Genomic DNA, 17,931 nt, shown 5'->3' with positions numbered 1-17,931 from the left:
GATGAGGGCGGCGGGGCTTGCGGAAGAAATGCGATGAAGCGTGGCGTGCTCTAAAGCGTCCGCTTCATTCGCTCCGTGAGTTCCCCTCACCCCGACCCTCTCCCCGCAAGGGAGAGGGAGCGAAGGTGAAGCCCGGCCCTGTGCCGGGCTTCGTCGTTTATGCTTTGCGCCGCCTCGATGCGGGGCAGGCGACAAGGCGCAGGCTGCAGGATGATCTCCACCCACTTATCGGCCGTCTCCCTGCGCGACCTGATCCTGGTGCAGGCCGTGCGCCGGCACGGCAGCTTCAACAGCGCCGCGCGCGCCATGCACATCAGCCCCTCTGGTCTTTCGCACCAAGTGCAGAAAGTGGAGCAGGCGCTCGGCACGCCCCTGTTCGAGCGCGGCGGCCGGCGCGTGGTGCCAACCGCCGGTGGACAGCGGCTGCTGGAGCAGATCGATGCCGTATTGCTGGCGGCCGAGCATCTGCAGCAGGCTGCGCGGGCCGGCGAGACCGCGTTCGGCGGGGAGCTGCGTCTTGGGGTGCTGGCCACGCTCGGTCCCTATCTGCTTCCGCATCTGATTGCGCCGTTTCCCCAGCATTTCCCGGGGGCGCGCCTGAGCCTGTCCGAGGGCAAGCCGCGCGGCTTGCTGCGCCGGTTGCAGGAAGGCGAGCTGGATGCAGTGCTGGCGCAGCCCTCGCCGCCGGTGAGCGGCATCGCGGTACGGCCGCTGTTCTTCGAGCCGTGGGAGGTAATGCTGCGGACCGACCACCCCATGGCCAACCGCCGCGCCATCACCCTGGAACAGCTCGACGCGGCCGATGCCACGCTCATGGCGGAGAGCCGCGCCGACGACGTGCTCGGCGGCGGCCACGTACAGGATGTGAGCCTGGAAAGCCTGGCCGCCCTGGTGGGGTTGCGCGGCGGCTACGCCCTGGTGCCTGCGCTGGCGCACGAGCGGCTCGCCTCGATGCCAGGCGTGGCACTGGCCAAATTCAAGGGACAGGCTCCGGGGCGGGAAATCGCGCTCTACTGGCGCGAAGCCTCACCCTGGGAGGCGGACCTGCAGGCCTTCGCCGGCCTGCTGCGCAAGCTGGCCCGGCAGCGACCGGGCCTCAAGGTGATCGATGCCGCCTGAGCGGCGGCGCGTCAGCCGTTGTCCAGGGTGACGCCGGTCAGCAGGCCGCGCGCCAGCATGCTGCACTGGCGCCGGTAAACCAGCAGCTGCCACTGGCGGCCGCCGATCTGGCGCCACAGCACCGCCGAACGCACCGCCGCGAGGAGGCTCGCCCGGACTTTCTCCACCACCCGGGGCTGCTGCAGTTGCTGGGGATTGCCCGTCACCATCACGCGCGGCTTGAGCGTGGACAGCGTGGAGGCATACAGCTCGGCCAGGCGCTTGATCACCTGGGGGGAGTCTTGCCCGAAGTGCTCCACCTGGCGCTGCGCCGCGACGATGCCTTTCTGCAGGTCGTCCAGCAGGTGCCCCTGGCGCGACAGGCTGCGCTCCAGTCGCATCACGGTGACGGCCATGCGGGTGACGGCCATGTCGCGGCCGGTGTCGTCCAGTTGCGAGATGAGCTGGCGCAGGCCCAGGCGCACGCCGCCGACGTTGCCGTAGACGCCGACCACCGAAGGAGCATCGATGCGGAACACGCTGCTCAGGCTGCTCTCGAACGCGTTCTCGTCGCAGCGGCCGTCGTTGGCCAGCTGCTGGGCGAGCGCGGTGGCCTGGAACAGGCCGGCGAGGGCGAGCACGCGCTCCTCGGTCATGGCATAGGCTTCAAACACGTTGTGCGGACTCTTCGGGGACAGAGGCGGCGGCGTTCCAGCCGCCGTAGGGGGCGTCGGTGCGGGCGATCACGGCGCCGCCGAGGCAGGCCTCGCCATCGTAGAAGACGACGGATTGCCCGGGTGTGACCGCGCGCTGCGGTTCGTCGAAACGCACTTCCAGTCCGGCGGCTTCGATGCGAACGGTGCACGCCTGATCCTGCTGGCGATAGCGCGTCTTCGCCGTGCAGCGGAATTCGCGCGCGGGTGGGTCACCGTCCACCCAGGTCGGCGTCTCCGCGTACAGGCGATGCGAGTGCAACCAATGGTTTTCGCCGCCCTGGGCGACGTAGAGCACATTCGCGTGGACATCCTTGCCCACCACGTACCATGCCTCCCCGCTGGCGCCCTGGCGGCCGCCGATGCCCAGGCCGTTGCGCTGGCCCAGCGTGTAGTACATGACGCCCTGGTGTTCGCCGATGCGCAGGCCTTCCGGCGTGCGCATCTCGCCCGGGCGGGCCGGGATGTACTGGCCGAGGAACTCGCGGAAATCTCGCTCGCCGATGAAGCAGATACCCGTGGAGTCCTTCTTCGCATGCGTAGGCAGTGCGGCCTCCAGCGCCATGCGGCGGACGTCCGATTTTTCGATCTCCCCGACCGGAAACAGCGTGGCCGCCAGCTGCCGCTGGCCGAGGGCGTGCAGGAAGTAGGTCTGATCCTTCGCCGCATCGATCGCGCGGAGCAGGCGGTACCGGCCGTCCCGGCAATCGACGCGCGCATAGTGGCCCGTGGCGATCTTTTCCGCGCCGAGGGCGCGCGCTTCGTCGAGGAAAGTCTTGAACTTGATCTCGCGATTGCACAGCACGTCGGGGTTGGGCGTGCGACCGGCGCGGTACTCCGCAAGAAAATGCTCGAACACGCCGTCCCAGTACTCGGCGGCGAAATTGCGGGCATGAAAGGGAATGCCCAGGCGCCCGCATACTGCTACGGCGTCCTTGCGGTCGGCGTCTGCCGTGCAGGGGCCGGCGCGGTCGTCCTCTTCCCAGTTCTGCATGAACAGGCCCTCGACCTCATGGCCGGCCTGCTGCAGGAGCAAGGCCGCCACCGAGGAATCGACCCCGCCGGAGATGCCGAGCATGACTTTCACGGATAGCGGTCCTCGGCCAGCAAGCTGCCCAGCGCGGACAGCGGAAGGCGCTGGCCGGCCAGCCAGGCATCGATGCTCTGGAGCACCAACGGACTGCGCAACCGGTCGCCCAGCGCGGCGACGTCGGCGCGGCTCAGCCACAGCGCGCGGCGGATGCCATCGTCCAGCGGACGGTCGGGATCGTGGCGCAGGGGCCGGGCGGAGAAGGTGAAACGGAGGACGCTTTCGCCATGCTCGGTGCTGCGCCACTGGTGTACGCCTACCAGCGAATCGAGCTGGACCGTCCAGCCGGTTTCCTCGAGCGTTTCGCGCACCGCGGCGCTGGCAAGGCTTTCGCCGTCGTCCAAATGGCCAGCCGGTTGGTTGTAGGCGAGGCGGCCGTTCACTTCCTCTTCGACCATCAAGTAGCGCCCCCCGTCGGCGACGACGCAGGCGACGGTGACGCGGGGACACCAGACTTTGGTGGAGGACGACGGGTGATTCATGAGCGGTATATGGCGCCGAAAGCCGCACTGGAAAAGGCGACATTGTGCCATTACCTGAAAGAGCTATTCCGACCCGCGGAAACCATTCCCCGGGTCGGGCGGTATACTGGCCCACAAGATCGAGACATCGGAACTCATGGCGCACGAACCCGAACACGAGCAGGGCACCGGACATGGCCTGGCGCTGGAAACCTCCCGGCCGGAGGTGGCACGGCCGCCGCTCTTCCAGGTGGTCCTGCTCAACGACGATTTCACCCCTATGGATTTCGTGGTTGAGGTCCTGCGCAGCTTCTTCGGCCTGGACCAGGAACGTGCGGTGCAGGTGATGCTTCACGTGCATACTCGCGGCAAGGGTGTGTGCGGGGTCTTCACGAGGGAGGTGGCCGAAACCAAGGTGACCCAAGTGAACGAATATTCACGTGCTCATCAGCACCCGTTGTTGTGCACTATGGAAAAGCTCTGAGCGCCCCCATTTCGTGGTCATCGCGGCGTCAGCCGCCCTGCCATCCAAGCGGAGAAGGTCCGGATGTTCAGCAAGGATCTCGAAGTCACCATCGGCCAGTGCTACAAGCAGGCCCGCGAGCAGCGCCACGAATTCATGACGGTGGAGCACCTGCTGCTCGCGCTCACCGAAAACCAGTCGGCCCTGGGGGCACTGCGCGCCTGCGGCGTCGACCTGCCGCGGCTCACGCACGAGCTGGAAAAGATCATCGCCGAGACCGTGCCGGTATTGCCGCACGGCGACGAGCGCGACACGCAGCCCACGCTGGGTTTCCAGCGCGTCCTGCAGCGTGCCGTCTACCACGTGCAGTCCTCCGGGCGTAAGGAAGTTACCGGGGCGAACGTGCTGGTAGCGATCTTCGGCGAGAAGGATTCACACGCGGTGTACTTCCTGCACCAGCAGGAAATCACCCGGCTGGACGTCGTCAACTACATTTCGCACGGCATCGCCAAGATCGGCGACGAGCCGTCCTCCGGCATGCCGGGGACGGACCGCGATGGCGAGGAAGGCGGCGATCCCAAGGGCAACCCGCTCAGCGAGTACGCCAGCAACCTCAACGAACTGGCGCTGGAAGGCAAGATCGATCCGCTGATCGGCCGCCAGGACGAGATCGAGCGCACCATCCAGGTGCTGTGCCGCCGTCGCAAGAACAACCCGCTGTACGTGGGTGAAGCCGGAGTGGGCAAGACGGCCCTGGCCGAGGGCCTGGCCAAGCGCATCGTGGACGGCGACGTGCCCGAGGTGCTGGAGAACGCCACCATCTGGTCGCTCGACCTGGGCGCACTGGTGGCCGGGACCAAGTACCGCGGCGATTTCGAGAAGCGGCTGAAGGCCGTGATCACCCAGCTCAAGAAGCAGCCGGGTTCGATCCTTTTCATCGACGAGATCCATACCATCATCGGCGCCGGTTCCGCCTCGGGCGGCACCATGGACGCATCGAACCTGATCAAGCCGATGCTGGCTTCCGGCGAGCTGCGCTGCATCGGTTCGACCACGTTCCAGGAATTCCGCGGCATCTTCGAAAAGGACCGCGCGCTGGCCCGCCGCTTCCAGAAGATCGACGTGGTCGAGCCCACCGTGGCCGACAGCATCGAGATCCTCAAGGGGCTGCGCTCGCGCTTCGAGGAACACCACAACGTCGTCTACACCAACGAGTCGCTGAAGGCCGCGGTGGATCTGTCGGTGAAGCACATTCCCGACCGGCTGCTGCCGGACAAGGCGATCGATGTGATCGATGAAGCCGGTGCCCGCCAGCGGTTGCTGCCGGTCGACCAGCGCACCGGGAAGATCGACGTGCCCGAAGTCGAGTACATCGTGGCCAAGATGGCGCGCATTCCGGCCAAGCAGGTGTCGGCTTCCGACCGCGACGTGCTGCGCAACCTCGAGCGCAACCTAAAGATGGTGGTGTTCGGGCAGGATGCTGCAATCGAGGCCCTGGCCTCGTCGATCAAGATGGCTCGCTCCGGCCTGGCCGATCCGGCGAAGCCGATCGGTTCTTTCCTGCTCGCCGGCCCGACCGGCGTGGGCAAGACGGAAGTCACGCGCCAGTTGGCGATGCAGCTCGGTATCGAGATGATCCGCTTCGACATGTCCGAGTACATGGAAGCGCACTCTGTCTCGCGCCTGGTCGGTGCGCCTCCGGGCTATGTCGGTTTCGATCAGGGCGGCCTGCTGACCGAAGCGGTGACCAAGCATCCGCACGCAGTGCTGCTGCTGGACGAGATCGAGAAGGCGCATCCGGACGTGTACAACATCCTGCTGCAAGTCATGGATCGCGGCGTGCTCACGGACACGAACGGCCGCGAAGCCAACTTCAAGAACGTCATCCTGGTCATGACGACCAATGCCGGTGCGCAGCAGGCGGCCCGGCGCGGCATCGGTTTCGTCAAGCAGAGCCATGTCACCGACGCGATGGAAGTGATTCGCCGCACCTTCACCCCGGAATTCCGCAATCGCCTGGACGCGGTCATCCAGTTCAACCCGCTGGATTTCGAACACATCCTGCGCGTGGTCGACAAGTTCCTGATCGAGCTGGAATCCCAGCTGTCGGAGAAGCACGTCGCGCTGGACGTGGATGCCGATGCCCGCCGCTGGCTGGCCGAGCACGGCTTCGATCCGCAGATGGGTGCGCGCCCGATGGCCCGCGTGATTCAGGAGAGGGTCAAGCGCCCGCTGGCCGACGAGTTGCTGTTCGGCAAGCTGGCCGATGGCGGCAAGGTGAAGCTGAGCGTCGCCGAGGGCGAGCTGAAGGTGGATACCGAGGCGGCCGAAAAGCTGCCGGCAGTGGTCTCCTGACGCGAGGCCGGAAGCGATAGGGAAACGAAAAAGGCCGCGCTCAGCGCGGCCTTTTTCTTGGTCCTGGAACGGTTCCCTGGATATCCCCCTGGATCTCCGGGCCCGCCCGCAAGACGAGGCTCACTTCATGCGGTAGGTGATGCGGCCCTTGGTCAGGTCGTACGGGGTCATCTCCACCTTCACCTTGTCGCCGGTGAGGATGCGGATGTAGTGCTTGCGCATGCGGCCGGAGATATGGGCGGTGATCACGTGCCCGTTTTCCAGCTGCACGCGGAACATGGTGTTGGGCAGGGTCTCCTGGACCGTGCCTTCCATTTCGATGACGTCGTCTTTGGCCATGCGTTCCGGTCGATGAAGGAGCGGCCGTCGCGGCCGCGTAAGCGGGCGATTATGCCACGGAATCGGGGATGGTTAAAGATTCATCAGCCGAAATGCTCGTCCAGCTTGCGGCGGATCTCCTGTTCCACCATGCCCTTGAGCGGCGCCAGCATCATGCCGAGCTCGGCCCGGACCTGGATGGCCTCGGCGCCGACCTCGATCGAGCCGCTGACGCCCGAGCGGGCGAAGCGCAGGGTATCGCCCTCCCACTGGCCTTCCATGCCGAACTTTTCGCGCATGCGGGCCGCCACCTGTTCGACCACGGCACGCGCCTCGGGTATGGACAGCTGGTGCGGCCGGCGGATATCGATCTTGGGCATGGGTGTTTCCTGACGAGAAACCGCACATGGTAGCGACGATCGCGTCGACTCGTCGCATGCATCTGCTAGAGTCCCGCCGTCTATCGACTGGTTCACAGATGCGCATCGAGTTTCCTCATTCGGCCCGCGAAGACTTCCATTGGGAGCAGCCGCTGCTGAGGATCGGCAGTGCGCCGGATAACGATCTCGTGCTGGCCGCCAAGCAGGCCGGCAGCCACCATCTGCGCATTCACCAGGACCGCCGCGGCTGGGTGCTGCAGGTGCTGCCGCAGGGCAATCGCATCTACGTCAATGCCCGCCCCGTGCGCGAGCGGGCCCTGCTGCGGCCGGGCGACATTTTGAGCGTCGGCGACTGCCGGATGATGCTGCGTGCCGATCAGGCGCCGGACTCCCGTGCCGCGCTCGATGGCCTGCCCGGGCCGGAGCGGTGCGCCGTGGCCCTGCGTGCGGTGGCCGGCCCGCTGTCCGGCAAAGTGCTGCCGCTGGGTGGCGCGATCGAATTCGGGCCCTTGGGGCGTTATCCGCTGGAGCTTCCGCAAGGCGAATCGGCCTCACTGCGGGTGAGCTGGAAGGACGGCCAGCTCCGGCTGGAGCTGTTGCAGGCTTCGGCGCGCTATCCGCTGCGCATCAACGGTGTCCCGACCGAGGGAGGCGTCCTGCACCCGTGCGACCAGATCGGGCTGGCCATGCATCGCTTCGTGGTGGACGCGCCCGGCATGGAACGCGAACCGGAGCCGCCGGCCGCACCGCCCGCGCCGCTGCATCTGCCCGAAGAGGACGCCGGCCCGCGCGGCGAAGTGTGGTGGCTGATCATCACGGCCGCGGTACTGGCGCTCGGCATCGCGCTCATCCTGTTGGTTCGTTTCTGACGCAACCATTTCACGGTTGACGCTGGGTTGTTGCGGCGCGGCATAATGCTGGGCTTATCCCTCGAGAGGCGTCATACGTGAGCAGGGTCTGGAATTTCAGCGCAGGGCCGGCCGCCATCCCCACGGCAGTGCTGGAACGCGCTCAACGCGAATTGCTCGACTGGAACGGCAGTGGCGCCTCGGTGATGGAGCTGTCCCACCGCGGCAAGCTGTTCATCGGCCTGGCCCAGCAGGCGGAAGCCGACCTGCGCGAGCTGCTGAAGATCCCGGCCGACTACGCCGTGCTGTTCCTGCAGGGCGGGGCGACGCAGCATTTCGCGCAGATTCCCATGAACCTCGCGGGCGAGGGCGACAGCGCCGATTACATCGTCAACGGTCACTGGGGCGAGAAGGCCGCCAGCGAAGCGGCGCCCTATGTGCGCGTGAACATCGCCGCGACCAGCAAGAGCGACAGCTACCTGCGCCTGCCGGCGCACGAGACGTGGACGCTGAACCCGCGCGCTGCCTACGTGCACTACACGTCGAACGAAACCATTCACGGCGTGGAATACCGCGACGCCCCCGCTGTCGGCGATGTGCCGCTGGTGGCGGACATGTCGTCGAACATCCTGTCCGAACCACTGGACGTCAGCCGCTTCGGCCTGATCTACGCCGGCGCGCAGAAGAACATCGGACCGTCCGGACTGGTGGTGATGATCGTGCGTCGCGACCTGTTGCAGCGTGTTTCGCGCCCGATGGCGAAGATCTTCCGTTATGCGGAGCAGGCGGCGAACGATTCGATGCTCAACACGCCCAACACCTGGGGCTGGTATCTGGCCGGGCTGACCTTCCAGTGGCTGAAGGAGCAGGGCGGACTCGAAGCGATGGCCCAGCGCAATCAGGCCAAGGCGGCGCTGCTCTACCAGGCCATCGACGGGTCCGGCGGGTATTACCGCAACCCGGTCGATCCGGCCGCCCGTTCGCGCATGAATGTTCCTTTCACCTTGCACGACAGCGCGCTGGATGCCGACTTCCTGCGCGAGTCCGAGGCCGCCGGCCTGCTGGCGCTGAAGGGGCACAAAGCGCTCGGCGGCATGCGAGCCTCGCTCTACAACGCCGTGCCGCCGGAAGCCGTGCAGGCGCTGGTGCAGTTCATGAAGGACTTCGCCGCCCGCCACGGCTGAGCGCCGGCGACGTGCTATTCCCGGCGGGGATGAGGCACTATGCGTTTCCCCGTTTGGACATCTTTACTCCTACCACGCTGCTCATGACCGACCAAAAGCTCTCGCTAGAGAAGGTGCGCGACCGCATCGACAGCATCGACCGCCAGATCCAGGAGCTCATCGCCGAGCGTGCTACCTGGGCGCAGGAAGTGGCGCGCGTGAAGGGCGAGGGCCTCTCGGCGATCGACTATTACCGTCCCGAACGCGAAGCGCACGTGCTGCGCATGGTGGTCGACCGCAACAAGGGGCCGCTGTCGGACACGGAGATGGTGCGGCTGTTCCGCGAGATCATGTCCTCCTGCCTGGCCCAGGAAGATCCCCTGAAGGTCGGCTTCCTCGGTCCTGAGGGCACCTTCAGCGAGCAGGCCGTGCGCAAGCACTTCGGCCACGCCGCCTACGGGCTGCCGCTCGGCAGTATTGAAGAGGTGTTCCAGGAGGTCGCCGCCGGCCATGCCGACTTCGGTGTCGTGCCGGTGGAGAACTCGGGGCAGGGCATGATCCAGGTGACGCTGGACATGTTCCTTACCTCCGAGGCCACCATCTGCGGCGAGATCGAATTGCGGGTACACCAGTGCCTGCATTCGCAGAGCGGCCGGATGGAGGACATCCGCCGCGTCTACGCGCACGCGCAATCGCTGCAGCAGTGCAAGACCTGGCTGCGCATCAACCTGCCCAACGTCGAATGCATCGCCGTCGCCAGCAACGCCGAGGCCGCACGGCTGGCGCGCCATGCCGACGACGCGGCCGCCATCGCCGGCGAGACCGCCGGGCGCGTGTACGGACTGAAGACGCTGGCCTCCGGCATCGAGGACCGCGCGGACAACACCACCCGCTTCCTGGTGATCGGCCGCTCGCTGTTCCCGCCGTCCGGCAACGACCGCACCTCGCTGCTGATCACTGTCAACGACAAGCCGGGCGCGTTGTACGACGTGCTCAGTCCGTTCGCCAAGCACGACGTGAGCCTCAATCGCATCGAGTCGAGGCCGGCGCATACCGGCAAATGGCAGTACGCCTTCTTCATCGATGTGTCCGGCCACGTGCAGGACGCGCCGATCCAGGCCGCGATGCAGGAAATGGATGGCGCCGCTGCCCAGGTGCGCGTGCTCGGTTCCTACCCGGTGGCCTTGCCCTGATGAATTGCGCGGCGGCCTGGCGTCGCCGCCCGGAGATCGTTCGTGAGTCGAATTGACTGGTTGAGCCAGCCCGCCCGCGCGCTGCACGGCCATGTGCGCGTGCCGGGCGACAAGTCCGTTTCCCATCGCTCGCTGATGCTGTCCGCCCTGGCGGAAGGGCGCTCCCGCATCCGCGGATTCCTTGAAGGCGAAGACACTCGCGCCACGGCGGCGGTGCTACAGCAGCTCGGCGTGCAGATCGAGACGCCGAGCGAAGGCGAACGCGTAGTGCACGGCGTGGGCCTGCATGGTCTGCGCGGCACGGACCGCCCGCTCGACTGCGGAAATGCCGGCACCGGCATGCGTCTTCTCGCCGGCCTGCTCGCAGGGCAGGCTTTCGACAGCACGCTGGTCGGCGACGAATCGTTGTCCAAGCGCCCCATGCGGCGCGTCACTGAGCCGCTTGCTGCGATGGGCGCGCGCATCGACACGCAGGACGGCCTGCCGCCGCTGCAGGTGCGCGGCGGTCAGAAGCTCAAGGGCATCCGCTACACGCTGCCGGTGGCCAGCGCTCAGGTGAAGTCGGCGCTGTTGCTGGCCGGTCTCTACGCGGACGGCGAGACCGAGGTGATCGAGCCCCATCCGACGCGCGACTACACCGAGCGCATGCTCGCCGCGTTCGGCTGGCCCATCGACTTCGCGCCGGGCCGGGCCAGGCTTTCGGGCGGTCACCGCCTGCGCGCCACCGACGTGGAGGTCCCCGCCGATTTCTCCTCGGCCGCGTTCTTCCTGGTCGCCGGCAGCATCGTGCCGGGCTCGGAGCTGCGCCTGCCGGCGGTGGGCCTCAATCCCCGCCGCACCGGATTGCTCCAGGCCTTGCGCTTGATGGGGGCCGATATCCGCGTGGAAAACGAACGTGAAAGCGGTGGCGAGCCGGTGGGCGACCTGATCGTGCGTCATGCCCGCCTGCACGGCGTGGAACTGCCGGAGGCACTGGTACCGGACATGATCGACGAATTCCCGGCCCTGTTCGTGGCCGCGGCCGTCGCCGATGGACGTACCGTGGTGCGCGGCGCAGCGGAGTTGCGGGTGAAGGAATCCGATCGCATCGCCACCATGGCGGCAGGCCTGAAGGCGATCGGTGCGGCGATCGAGGAAACGCCGGACGGCGCGATCATCGATGGCGGCACCCTGCGCGGCGGCGACGTGGACAGCCACGGCGACCACCGCATTGCCATGAGCTTCGCCGTGGCCGGTTTGCGCGCAGGCGGGCCGATCCGCATTGCGGACTGCGCCAACGTTGCCACCTCATTCCCCGGCTTCCTCGAACTCGCCAACGGTTGCGGTTTCGACCTCCGCGCTGGCTGAGGCGCTCGCGAGAGTCTCATTGGGGTAGGCTTGGCGGCCTCCGCAGCAGAGGTCGCCATGTCCGTCCAGGTTCCGCCTTTCATCGTCGCCATTCCCGCCCGCTACGGGTCGACCCGTCTGCCTGCCAAGCCCTTGCGCCGCATCGCAGGCGTACCGATGGTGGTGCGCGTGGCGGAGCGTGCCCTGCAGGCCGGTGCCTCGCGGGTGGTGGTGGCGGTGGACGACCCGCGTGTCGCCGATGCGTTGAGCGGGCAGGGCGTAGATATCTGCATGACCCGCAGCGATCATGCCTCGGGCAGCGACCGCCTGGCCGAATGCGCCAGCCATTACGGCTGGGCGGACGACGTCATCGTGGTGAACCTGCAGGGCGATGAACCGTTCGCGCCAGCCGCCGGTATCCGCGAGGTCGCCCGCGCGCTGGCCGAGGACGACGCGCCGATGGCGACGCTGGCCACGCCCATTGCCGACATGCACGAGCTATTCGACCCGAACGCGGTCAAGCTGGTGCGGAGCGTGTCCGGACGGGCGTTGTATTTCAGCCGTGCGCCGCTGCCATGGGCGCGCGACGCCTTCGCCGCGAACCGCGACGCGCTGCCGCAGGGCGTGCCTTTCCTGCGGCACATCGGCATCTATGCGTATCGCGCGGGTTTCCTGAAGCGCTATGCCGGCCTCGGCCGCACCCCGCTGGAGCAGGCCGAATCCCTGGAGCAGCTGCGCGTGCTCGAACATGGCCATGCCATCGCCGTGCGGCTCACACCCGAGCCGTTCCCGCCGGGCATCGATACCGAAGCCGATCTGGCGCGCGCGGAGCAGTGGCTGGCGACGCAGCCATGAGTGCGCCGCGCCTTCTTTTCGTTTGCCTGGGCAACATCTGTCGTTCTCCGCTGGTGGAGGCCGTGGCGCGCCAGCGCTGCGCCGAGGCCGGGCTGGCCGTGGAGGTCGCCTCGTGCGGCACGGGCGACTGGCACGTCGGCCATGGCGCGGACCCGAGGATGGTGCGCGCCGCGGCTGCGGCCGGTTACGACCTGATGCCGCATCGCGCGCGGCAGCTGCAGGCGGCGGACCTGGACGGATACGACCTGGTGCTGGCGATGGACCGGGACAACTTGCGCGGCATCGCAAGCCACGTGTCGCCTCGCTCTCGGGCCGAGACGGGCTTGTTCCTGGCCTGGACGGGCGCGGCGCCTCCGGAGGATTTCCCCGATCCTTACCACGGGGCATTCGATGGCTTCACGGCGTCGGTGGCCCTGGCCGAACAAGGCGTAGCCGGCCTGATCAGGCGGCTGCGGCAGCGCTGACTGGGCATTGCAATGCGGCGGTTGGCCTCCATAAGAACGAGGCGAATCCCGCTAGAATTCCCCTCATGCAGCCCACTCCGCCGCAGGTCTTCGATGGCAAGGCCTTCGTCCGCACCCTGACCACTTCGCCCGGCGTCTACCGCTACTTCGACGCGGAGGGCGACCTGCTTTACGTGGGCAAGGCAGGCAATCTCAAGAAGCGCGTCGGCAGCTATTTCCTCAAGCCACGCATGGAGCCGCGCATTGCCTCCATGGTGTCGCAGATCGCGCGCGCAGAAATCACTGTCACGCGCACGGAAGGCGAGGCGCTGCTGCTCGAGTCGCAGCTGATCAAATCGCTGAAGCCGCGATACAACATCCTGCTGCGCGACGACAAGAGCTACCCCTATATCTATCTTTCCAGCAAGGAAGATTACCCGCGCCTGGCCTTTCATCGCGGCGCCAAGAACCTGCCGGGCCGTTACTTCGGGCCGTATCCAAGCGCGTTCGCGGTACGCGAAAGCCTCAATCTCATGCAGAAGCTGTTCAAGGTCCGCCAGTGCGAGGACAGCTACTTCCGCAACCGCTCGCGTCCCTGCCTGCAGCACCAGATCGGGCGCTGCACGGCGCCGTGCGTGAAGCTGATCACTGTGGATGATTACCGCAGCGACGTGCGCCATGCGGAGATGTTCCTGGAGGGACGCAGCAGTGCAGTGATCGACGAGCTCGTCGTCTCCATGGAGCAGGCCAGCAAGTCGCTGGAGTTCGAGCGTGCCGCTTCCATGCGCGACCAGGTAGCCGCCTTACGCGGCCTGCAGGCGCAGCACCACGTGCACGGCGCCAGCGCGGACATGGACGTCATCGCCTGCCGCATCGAGGCGGGCATGGCGTGCGTCAGCGTCTTGTTCTTCCGCAATGGCATCAGTCTGGGCACGCGCGATTTCTTCCCGCGCCTGCCGCTGGATGCCGAGCCGGCCGACGTGCTGGCGCAGTTCATCGCCCAGTACTACCTCGATCGCCCCGTGCCCCGGGAGCTGGTGTTGTGCGAGGCGATTCCCGACCAGGACATCCTGGGCGAGCTGCTCACCCAGCAGTCCGGCCATGCCGTCGAGCTGAAGTCCAGCGTCCGCGGCGAGCGGGCGCGGTTCCTGCAGATGGCCGAACGCAACGCGCAGGCATCGCTCACGGCGCGCCTGGCCAGCCGGCAGACGTTGGGCGCCCGCTTCGACGATTTGCAGAAACTGCTGGAACTGGACCAGTCCCCGCGGCGCATCGAATGCTTCGACATCAGCCACACCATGGGTGAGGCCACGGTGGCGTCCTGCGTCGTCTTCGGTCCCGAAGGGCCGGAGAAGTCGCATTACCGCCGCTTCAATATCGCCGGCATCACCCCGGGCGACGACTACGCGGCTATGCACCAGGCGCTCACGCGGCGTTTTCGCAAGGTGGCGGAAGGTGACGGGGCCAGCCCCGACATCCTGCTGATCGACGGTGGCGCGGGGCAGGTGGCACAGGCGCTGGATGTGCTCAAGGCGCTAGAGGTGACCGGCGTGCGCGTGGTCGGCGTGGCGAAAGGGCCGGGACGGCGGGCTGGCGAAGAGACGCTGATCCTGGCCGACGCCGGCCGCGAGATTCATCCGGGACCGGCATCGCCGGCGTTGCACCTGGTGGCGGCGGTGCGCGACGAGGCGCATCGGTTCGCCATCAGCGGCCACCGCAAGCGGCGCGAGAAGGCGAGAGAGCGCAGTGTGCTGGAAGAAGTCCCCGGCATCGGCGCGCGCCGACGCGCCGCGCTGTTGAAGGCGTTCGGCGGCCTGGGCGGCGTCGAAGCGGCGGGTGTGGAGGAATTGACGAAGGTCAAAGGCATCGATCGCGGGCTGGCGGAGCGCATTTATGCGGCGCTGCACGGCTGAACGCCCGTTGTCATGGCCAAGCCGGACGCATGCGACACTGCGTTCATGAGGACCAAGGAACCTATGCGCATCAACCTGCCTACTTGGCTCACTCTGTTCCGCGTGGCGCTGCTGCCGGTGATGGTGGTGGTGTTCTACTGGCAGTTTCCGGGCCACAACATCACCGCGGCGATCGTGTTCCTGCTGGCCGCCATCACCGACTGGCTGGATGGCTACTTGGCGCGTCGTCTGAACATGACGTCGGCGTTCGGCGCGTTCCTCGATCCGGTGGCCGACAAGCTGATGGTGGCGGTGACGCTGTTCCTGCTGGTGGAATCGCATCGCGGTGGCTGGTCGGGTGTGCTGATGGCGGTTACGGCGGCCGTCATCGTCGGGCGCGAAATCAGCGTCTCGGCGCTGCGCGAATGGATGGCCGAAATCGGCATGCGCGCGGCAGTGAAGGTCGCCTTCGTGGGCAAGCTGAAGACGGCCATGCAGATGGTCGCCCTGGTCGTACTGATCGTGCAGCATGAGAAGAGCGCCGAGGCGCTGCGGCTGTATCACATCGGCGAGGCCTTGCTCGTCGTGGCGGGCGTGCTGACCATCTGGTCCGGCCTGTATTACCTGCGCGCGGCGTGGCCGATGCTGCGCGGCGAACCGCCGATCCGCGCGCCGGCCAATGACGATGCCGGATCTTCGTGACGGAGGGTTGACGACCGCCATTTAGCCATTAAAATGCGCGACTCCGATGCGGGAATAGCTCAGTTGGTAGAGCACGACCTTGCCAAGGTCGGGGTCGCGAGTTCGAGTCTCGTTTCCCGCTCCAGATTTCGATGAAAGCCCCGGTAACCCCGGGGCTTTTTCGTTTTGGGCGATGCTCCGGAATTGAAGTTCGACGGCAGAAGGCGGCGGTAACCGCCGGTAAAAAAAGCCGTCGCAGCCTCTTCACAAACCCGGATCTTCTGCTATGATTTCTGACTCCGATGCGGGAATAGCTCAGTTGGTAGAGCACGACCTTGCCAAGGTCGGGGTCGCGAGTTCGAGTCTCGTTTCCCGCTCCAGTCTTCAGCAAAACCTCGGACCACCGGGGTTTTGTTTTTTAAGGCGAAGCGTGACCTTTCCGGTTACGATTCGCCGGCAATGGCCAGGTGGCAGAGTGGTCATGCAGCGGCCTGCAAAGCCGTGTACGCCGGTTCGATTCCGACCCTGGCCTCCATTGCCCAAGTTCTTTCGGCCCGCCAAGCGCGGGCTTTTTTATTGGGATGTCGCACGGCCCATTTCCTTCGCGCGTCCGCGTGCAGGGCGACGGCACGGATGCATCGACCGGGACCCGGGGTGATTTGCGCATGCTAGGATGCCGCACCGCGATAAAGCCCTGTATGTGGCAGTCATCCACACGCCCGGATGGCGAAACTGGTAGACGCAAGGGACTTAAAATCCCTCAGCCGAAAGGCTATGCGGGTTCGATCCCCGCTCCGGGCACCAGGCATCGGATTCTCCCTGCCGCTTCGATGCTGATTCGCATCGTCCGGTCTCCACATTGTTTTTCCACATCGGCACTACGCTGCTGAAGCTGTCCTGGCCGGCTCGTTGTGCGCGCGTCAATGGGCTCGGGAACGCGCGATCACGATGGTGAACACGACGAGCGTCCTTGTTCGTATTCCTTCACAACCTGCGTTGCCCCTGGCTCGCGCCTGCGGACAATGGTCCATGGAGGTTGCTGATGAGAGAACTCACGGGCGAGTACAACGGCTTTCAATACGACATGTCCTTCATTCCCGATGGCGAGAAAACCATCTGCGTTTTTGCCATTGCCTACGGAGGAGAAATCGTCGATTTACGATCTGAAATCTTCCATCAGCTTCCCGCAGGAGTGGAGGGGGAGCTAGCTATTCGGCAGGCGATCCAGGATCACATCGATCGCTGGGCGGGATCGGCCCCACATCCCTAAAGAGCACGCGCGCCATGGTCCGCCAACGAACGTTTGAGTTTCCGTCGGCGAGGCCTTGGCGGGCTCATGCATTTGGGGGCAATACCGTATCCCGGGATATGGCCTGCCGGATCCATTGACGGTTGTCGCCGCGGAGCGGGATAGGAGATTGGGAGCACTGTTCGTGCTCATTCGGCCGATTGCTGGACGCGGATGGGCGAAACAGACAGGCGCTCGGCATATGTCCTGCTAATCGGCGGCACCTCCCGCATGCCCCCAGTGCGTCTATCTCGCAGAGGCGGGGGCGTCCGGCCCCATGACCTCATTTTGAGGTTGGGACCACTCCTAAATGCGGCAGCCTCTTCGGATATTGCCTGTAGGCAGATGCGCTCACGAAAACGGCGGCGTGGCCTTGTGCCAAGCGGTTTTGCGGAGAAGCAGAAAGCGCGAACGTCGTCACGAAGACATAACGCGCGCCGGCTTATGACGACATTCCGTAGGCCATGACTGACAGACCTGGCGCAGGGGATCGAAGATACTTACGCACAAGAACAGGCGGCGGGCGGGCTGTCCGGGAAAGGGAGGCTAGAAGAAGCATCTATGTTGTTGGACGCCACTTACAGGGGGGCGCTTGCATCGCTTGCGCATGCCGCCTACTTTCAGAATCTTGACCCACGGAGGGCGGCGAAGTGATCAATCTTGTGCTTATCGACGATCACGAGCTCGTCCGCACCGGGTTTCGAATGATTTTGCAGCAGCAGCCCGACGTACATATCTGCGGCGAGGCGGGTACGGCCGAGGATGGGCTCAAACTGATCCGGGCCCACGATCCGCATATCGCCCTGGTCGATGTGCACATGCCCGGCATGAGCGGCATCGAGCTCACCGAGCGCGTCGCGCGTGCCAAGCTCGCCACACAGATCATCATCATCACCGTGGTCGACGATGCGCGCTTTCCCAAGCGTCTGCTCGAGGCAGGGGCCACCGGCTACCTCACCAAGGGCTGCACCGCCGAAGAGCTTCTGTGCGCGGTGCGCCAGGTCGCCAGTGGTCGCCGGTACCTTGCACCTGCGGTTGCGCAGCAACTCGCTCTGGCGACCCTGGACGGCGAGGCATCACCCTTCGATGCGCTGTCCAGCCGCGAACTGGAAGTCGCCATGATGCTGGTCAGGGGCAAGGCGCTGACGACGATCGGCGAGCAGCTCAATCTGAGCCCCAAGACCGTCTCCACTTACAAGCAACGCCTGATGGAGAAACTGCAGGTGGATCACATCGTGAGCCTCGCCCATTTGATGACGATCCACGGCCTGCTCGATACGTACAACAATCAGATCGGCGGCTGACCGCTGGGGCGAAACAAAAAAGCCGGGCATCAGCCCGGCTTTTTTGTTTGTTTCGCGATG

18 protein-coding genes and 4 tRNA genes are annotated in these 17,931 nt (G+C 65.9%); 17 read left to right on the top strand and 5 right to left on the bottom strand.

Annotated elements, in window-relative coordinates; all coding sequences use genetic code 11:
• Window positions 1–210: 210 nt before the first annotated feature.
• Window positions 211–1,119, top strand: coding sequence for a LysR family transcriptional regulator (locus RKE25_RS13955; protein ID WP_311838706.1), 909 nt, complete (start codon window positions 211–213; stop codon window positions 1,117–1,119).
• Between the two features lie 11 nt (window positions 1,120–1,130).
• On the opposite strand, the gene hflD is transcribed toward RKE25_RS13955, so the two are convergent.
• Genes hflD through RKE25_RS13940 form a run of 3 tightly spaced genes read right to left on the bottom strand, consistent with a single transcriptional unit; the run spans window position 1,131 to window position 3,383 of the window.
• Window positions 1,131–1,754, bottom strand: coding sequence for a high frequency lysogenization protein HflD (gene hflD, locus RKE25_RS13950; RefSeq protein WP_311842391.1), 624 nt, complete (start codon window positions 1,752–1,754; stop codon window positions 1,131–1,133).
• Between the two features lie 10 nt (window positions 1,755–1,764).
• Window positions 1,765–2,898: a tRNA 2-thiouridine(34) synthase MnmA gene (gene mnmA, locus RKE25_RS13945; protein ID WP_311838705.1), complete on the bottom strand. Its 1,134-nt coding sequence runs from the start codon at window positions 2,896–2,898 to the stop codon at window positions 1,765–1,767.
• Window positions 2,895–3,383 carry an NUDIX hydrolase gene (locus RKE25_RS13940; protein ID WP_311838704.1) on the bottom strand — a complete coding sequence of 163 codons (489 nt, stop codon included), beginning with the start codon at window positions 3,381–3,383 and terminating at the stop codon, window positions 2,895–2,897. The genes mnmA and RKE25_RS13940 overlap by 4 nt, the downstream gene beginning before the upstream one ends.
• Window positions 3,384–3,519: 136 nt before the next feature.
• Here RKE25_RS13940 and clpS point away from each other — a divergent pair, with 136 nt between their 5' ends.
• Both clpS and clpA read left to right on the top strand, forming a co-directional pair.
• Window positions 3,520–3,846 carry an ATP-dependent Clp protease adapter ClpS gene (gene clpS, locus RKE25_RS13935; protein WP_311838703.1) on the top strand — a complete coding sequence of 109 codons (327 nt, stop codon included), beginning with the start codon at window positions 3,520–3,522 and terminating at the stop codon, window positions 3,844–3,846.
• A gap of 63 nt (window positions 3,847–3,909) precedes the next feature.
• Window positions 3,910–6,180 (top strand): ATP-dependent Clp protease ATP-binding subunit ClpA, encoded by a 2,271-nt coding sequence (clpA, locus tag RKE25_RS13930; protein WP_311838702.1) that lies wholly within the window; start codon window positions 3,910–3,912, stop codon window positions 6,178–6,180.
• Between the two features lie 120 nt (window positions 6,181–6,300).
• Here clpA and infA read toward each other — a convergent pair whose 3' ends face one another.
• Window positions 6,301–6,519 (bottom strand): translation initiation factor IF-1, encoded by a 219-nt coding sequence (gene infA, locus RKE25_RS13925; RefSeq protein ID WP_019466733.1) that lies wholly within the window; start codon window positions 6,517–6,519, stop codon window positions 6,301–6,303.
• Window positions 6,520–6,602: 83 nt separating this feature from the next.
• A complete protein-coding gene (locus RKE25_RS13920) occupies window positions 6,603–6,878 on the bottom strand; it encodes a polyhydroxyalkanoic acid system family protein (RefSeq protein WP_311838701.1) in 276 nt (91 codons plus the stop codon).
• A 98-nt stretch (window positions 6,879–6,976) separates the two neighbouring features.
• Here RKE25_RS13920 and RKE25_RS13915 point away from each other — a divergent pair, with 98 nt between their 5' ends.
• The 14 genes from RKE25_RS13915 (at window position 6,977) to RKE25_RS13850 (ending at window position 17,871) form a co-directional block, all read left to right on the top strand.
• On the top strand, window positions 6,977–7,747 hold the full coding sequence (locus tag RKE25_RS13915) for an FHA domain-containing protein (RefSeq protein ID WP_311838700.1): 771 nt from the start codon (window positions 6,977–6,979) through the stop codon (window positions 7,745–7,747).
• Window positions 7,748–7,824: 77 nt separating this feature from the next.
• Window positions 7,825–8,910, top strand: a complete 1,086-nt coding sequence (gene serC / locus RKE25_RS13910; RefSeq protein ID WP_311838699.1) for a 3-phosphoserine/phosphohydroxythreonine transaminase — start codon at window positions 7,825–7,827, stop codon at window positions 8,908–8,910.
• An 83-nt stretch (window positions 8,911–8,993) separates the two neighbouring features.
• On the top strand, window positions 8,994–10,082 hold the full coding sequence (pheA, locus tag RKE25_RS13905) for a prephenate dehydratase (protein ID WP_311838698.1): 1,089 nt from the start codon (window positions 8,994–8,996) through the stop codon (window positions 10,080–10,082).
• Window positions 10,083–10,124: 42 nt separating this feature from the next.
• Window positions 10,125–11,429, top strand: coding sequence for a 3-phosphoshikimate 1-carboxyvinyltransferase (aroA, locus tag RKE25_RS13900; RefSeq protein ID WP_311838697.1), 1,305 nt, complete (start codon window positions 10,125–10,127; stop codon window positions 11,427–11,429).
• Window positions 11,430–11,486: 57 nt separating this feature from the next.
• Window positions 11,487–12,263 (top strand): 3-deoxy-manno-octulosonate cytidylyltransferase, encoded by a 777-nt coding sequence (gene kdsB, locus RKE25_RS13895; RefSeq protein WP_311838696.1) that lies wholly within the window; start codon window positions 11,487–11,489, stop codon window positions 12,261–12,263.
• A complete protein-coding gene (locus RKE25_RS13890) occupies window positions 12,260–12,727 on the top strand; it encodes a low molecular weight protein-tyrosine-phosphatase (RefSeq protein ID WP_311838695.1) in 468 nt (155 codons plus the stop codon). The genes kdsB and RKE25_RS13890 overlap by 4 nt, the downstream gene beginning before the upstream one ends.
• A 65-nt stretch (window positions 12,728–12,792) precedes the next feature.
• The gene (gene uvrC / locus RKE25_RS13885; RefSeq protein ID WP_311838694.1) at window positions 12,793–14,619 is read left to right on the top strand and encodes an excinuclease ABC subunit UvrC; all 1,827 of its coding nucleotides are present in this window, start codon (window positions 12,793–12,795) and stop codon (window positions 14,617–14,619) included.
• Window positions 14,620–14,682: 63 nt separating this feature from the next.
• Window positions 14,683–15,300 carry a CDP-diacylglycerol--glycerol-3-phosphate 3-phosphatidyltransferase gene (gene pgsA / locus RKE25_RS13880; RefSeq protein ID WP_311838693.1) on the top strand — a complete coding sequence of 206 codons (618 nt, stop codon included), beginning with the start codon at window positions 14,683–14,685 and terminating at the stop codon, window positions 15,298–15,300.
• 48 nt (window positions 15,301–15,348) lie between these two features.
• Window positions 15,349–15,424: transfer RNA gene (locus RKE25_RS13875), tRNA-Gly, on the top strand.
• Window positions 15,425–15,583: 159 nt separating this feature from the next.
• Window positions 15,584–15,659, top strand: a tRNA-Gly gene (locus RKE25_RS13870).
• Between the two features lie 81 nt (window positions 15,660–15,740).
• A tRNA-Cys gene (locus tag RKE25_RS13865) sits at window positions 15,741–15,814 on the top strand.
• A gap of 182 nt (window positions 15,815–15,996) precedes the next feature.
• Window positions 15,997–16,083, top strand: a tRNA-Leu gene (locus tag RKE25_RS13860).
• A gap of 238 nt (window positions 16,084–16,321) precedes the next feature.
• Window positions 16,322–16,549: a hypothetical protein gene (locus RKE25_RS13855; RefSeq protein ID WP_311838692.1), complete on the top strand. Its 228-nt coding sequence runs from the start codon at window positions 16,322–16,324 to the stop codon at window positions 16,547–16,549.
• 668 nt (window positions 16,550–17,217) lie between these two features.
• On the top strand, window positions 17,218–17,871 hold the full coding sequence (locus RKE25_RS13850) for a response regulator (protein ID WP_311838691.1): 654 nt from the start codon (window positions 17,218–17,220) through the stop codon (window positions 17,869–17,871).
• The last annotated feature ends 60 nt before the right edge of the window (window positions 17,872–17,931 follow it).

Source organism: Dyella sp. BiH032, assembly GCF_031954525.1.
Lineage (GTDB): Bacteria > Pseudomonadota > Gammaproteobacteria > Xanthomonadales > Rhodanobacteraceae > Dyella_D.
Note: the sequence above shows the minus strand (reverse complement) of the source record. Positions and strands in the feature narration are given on the sequence as shown.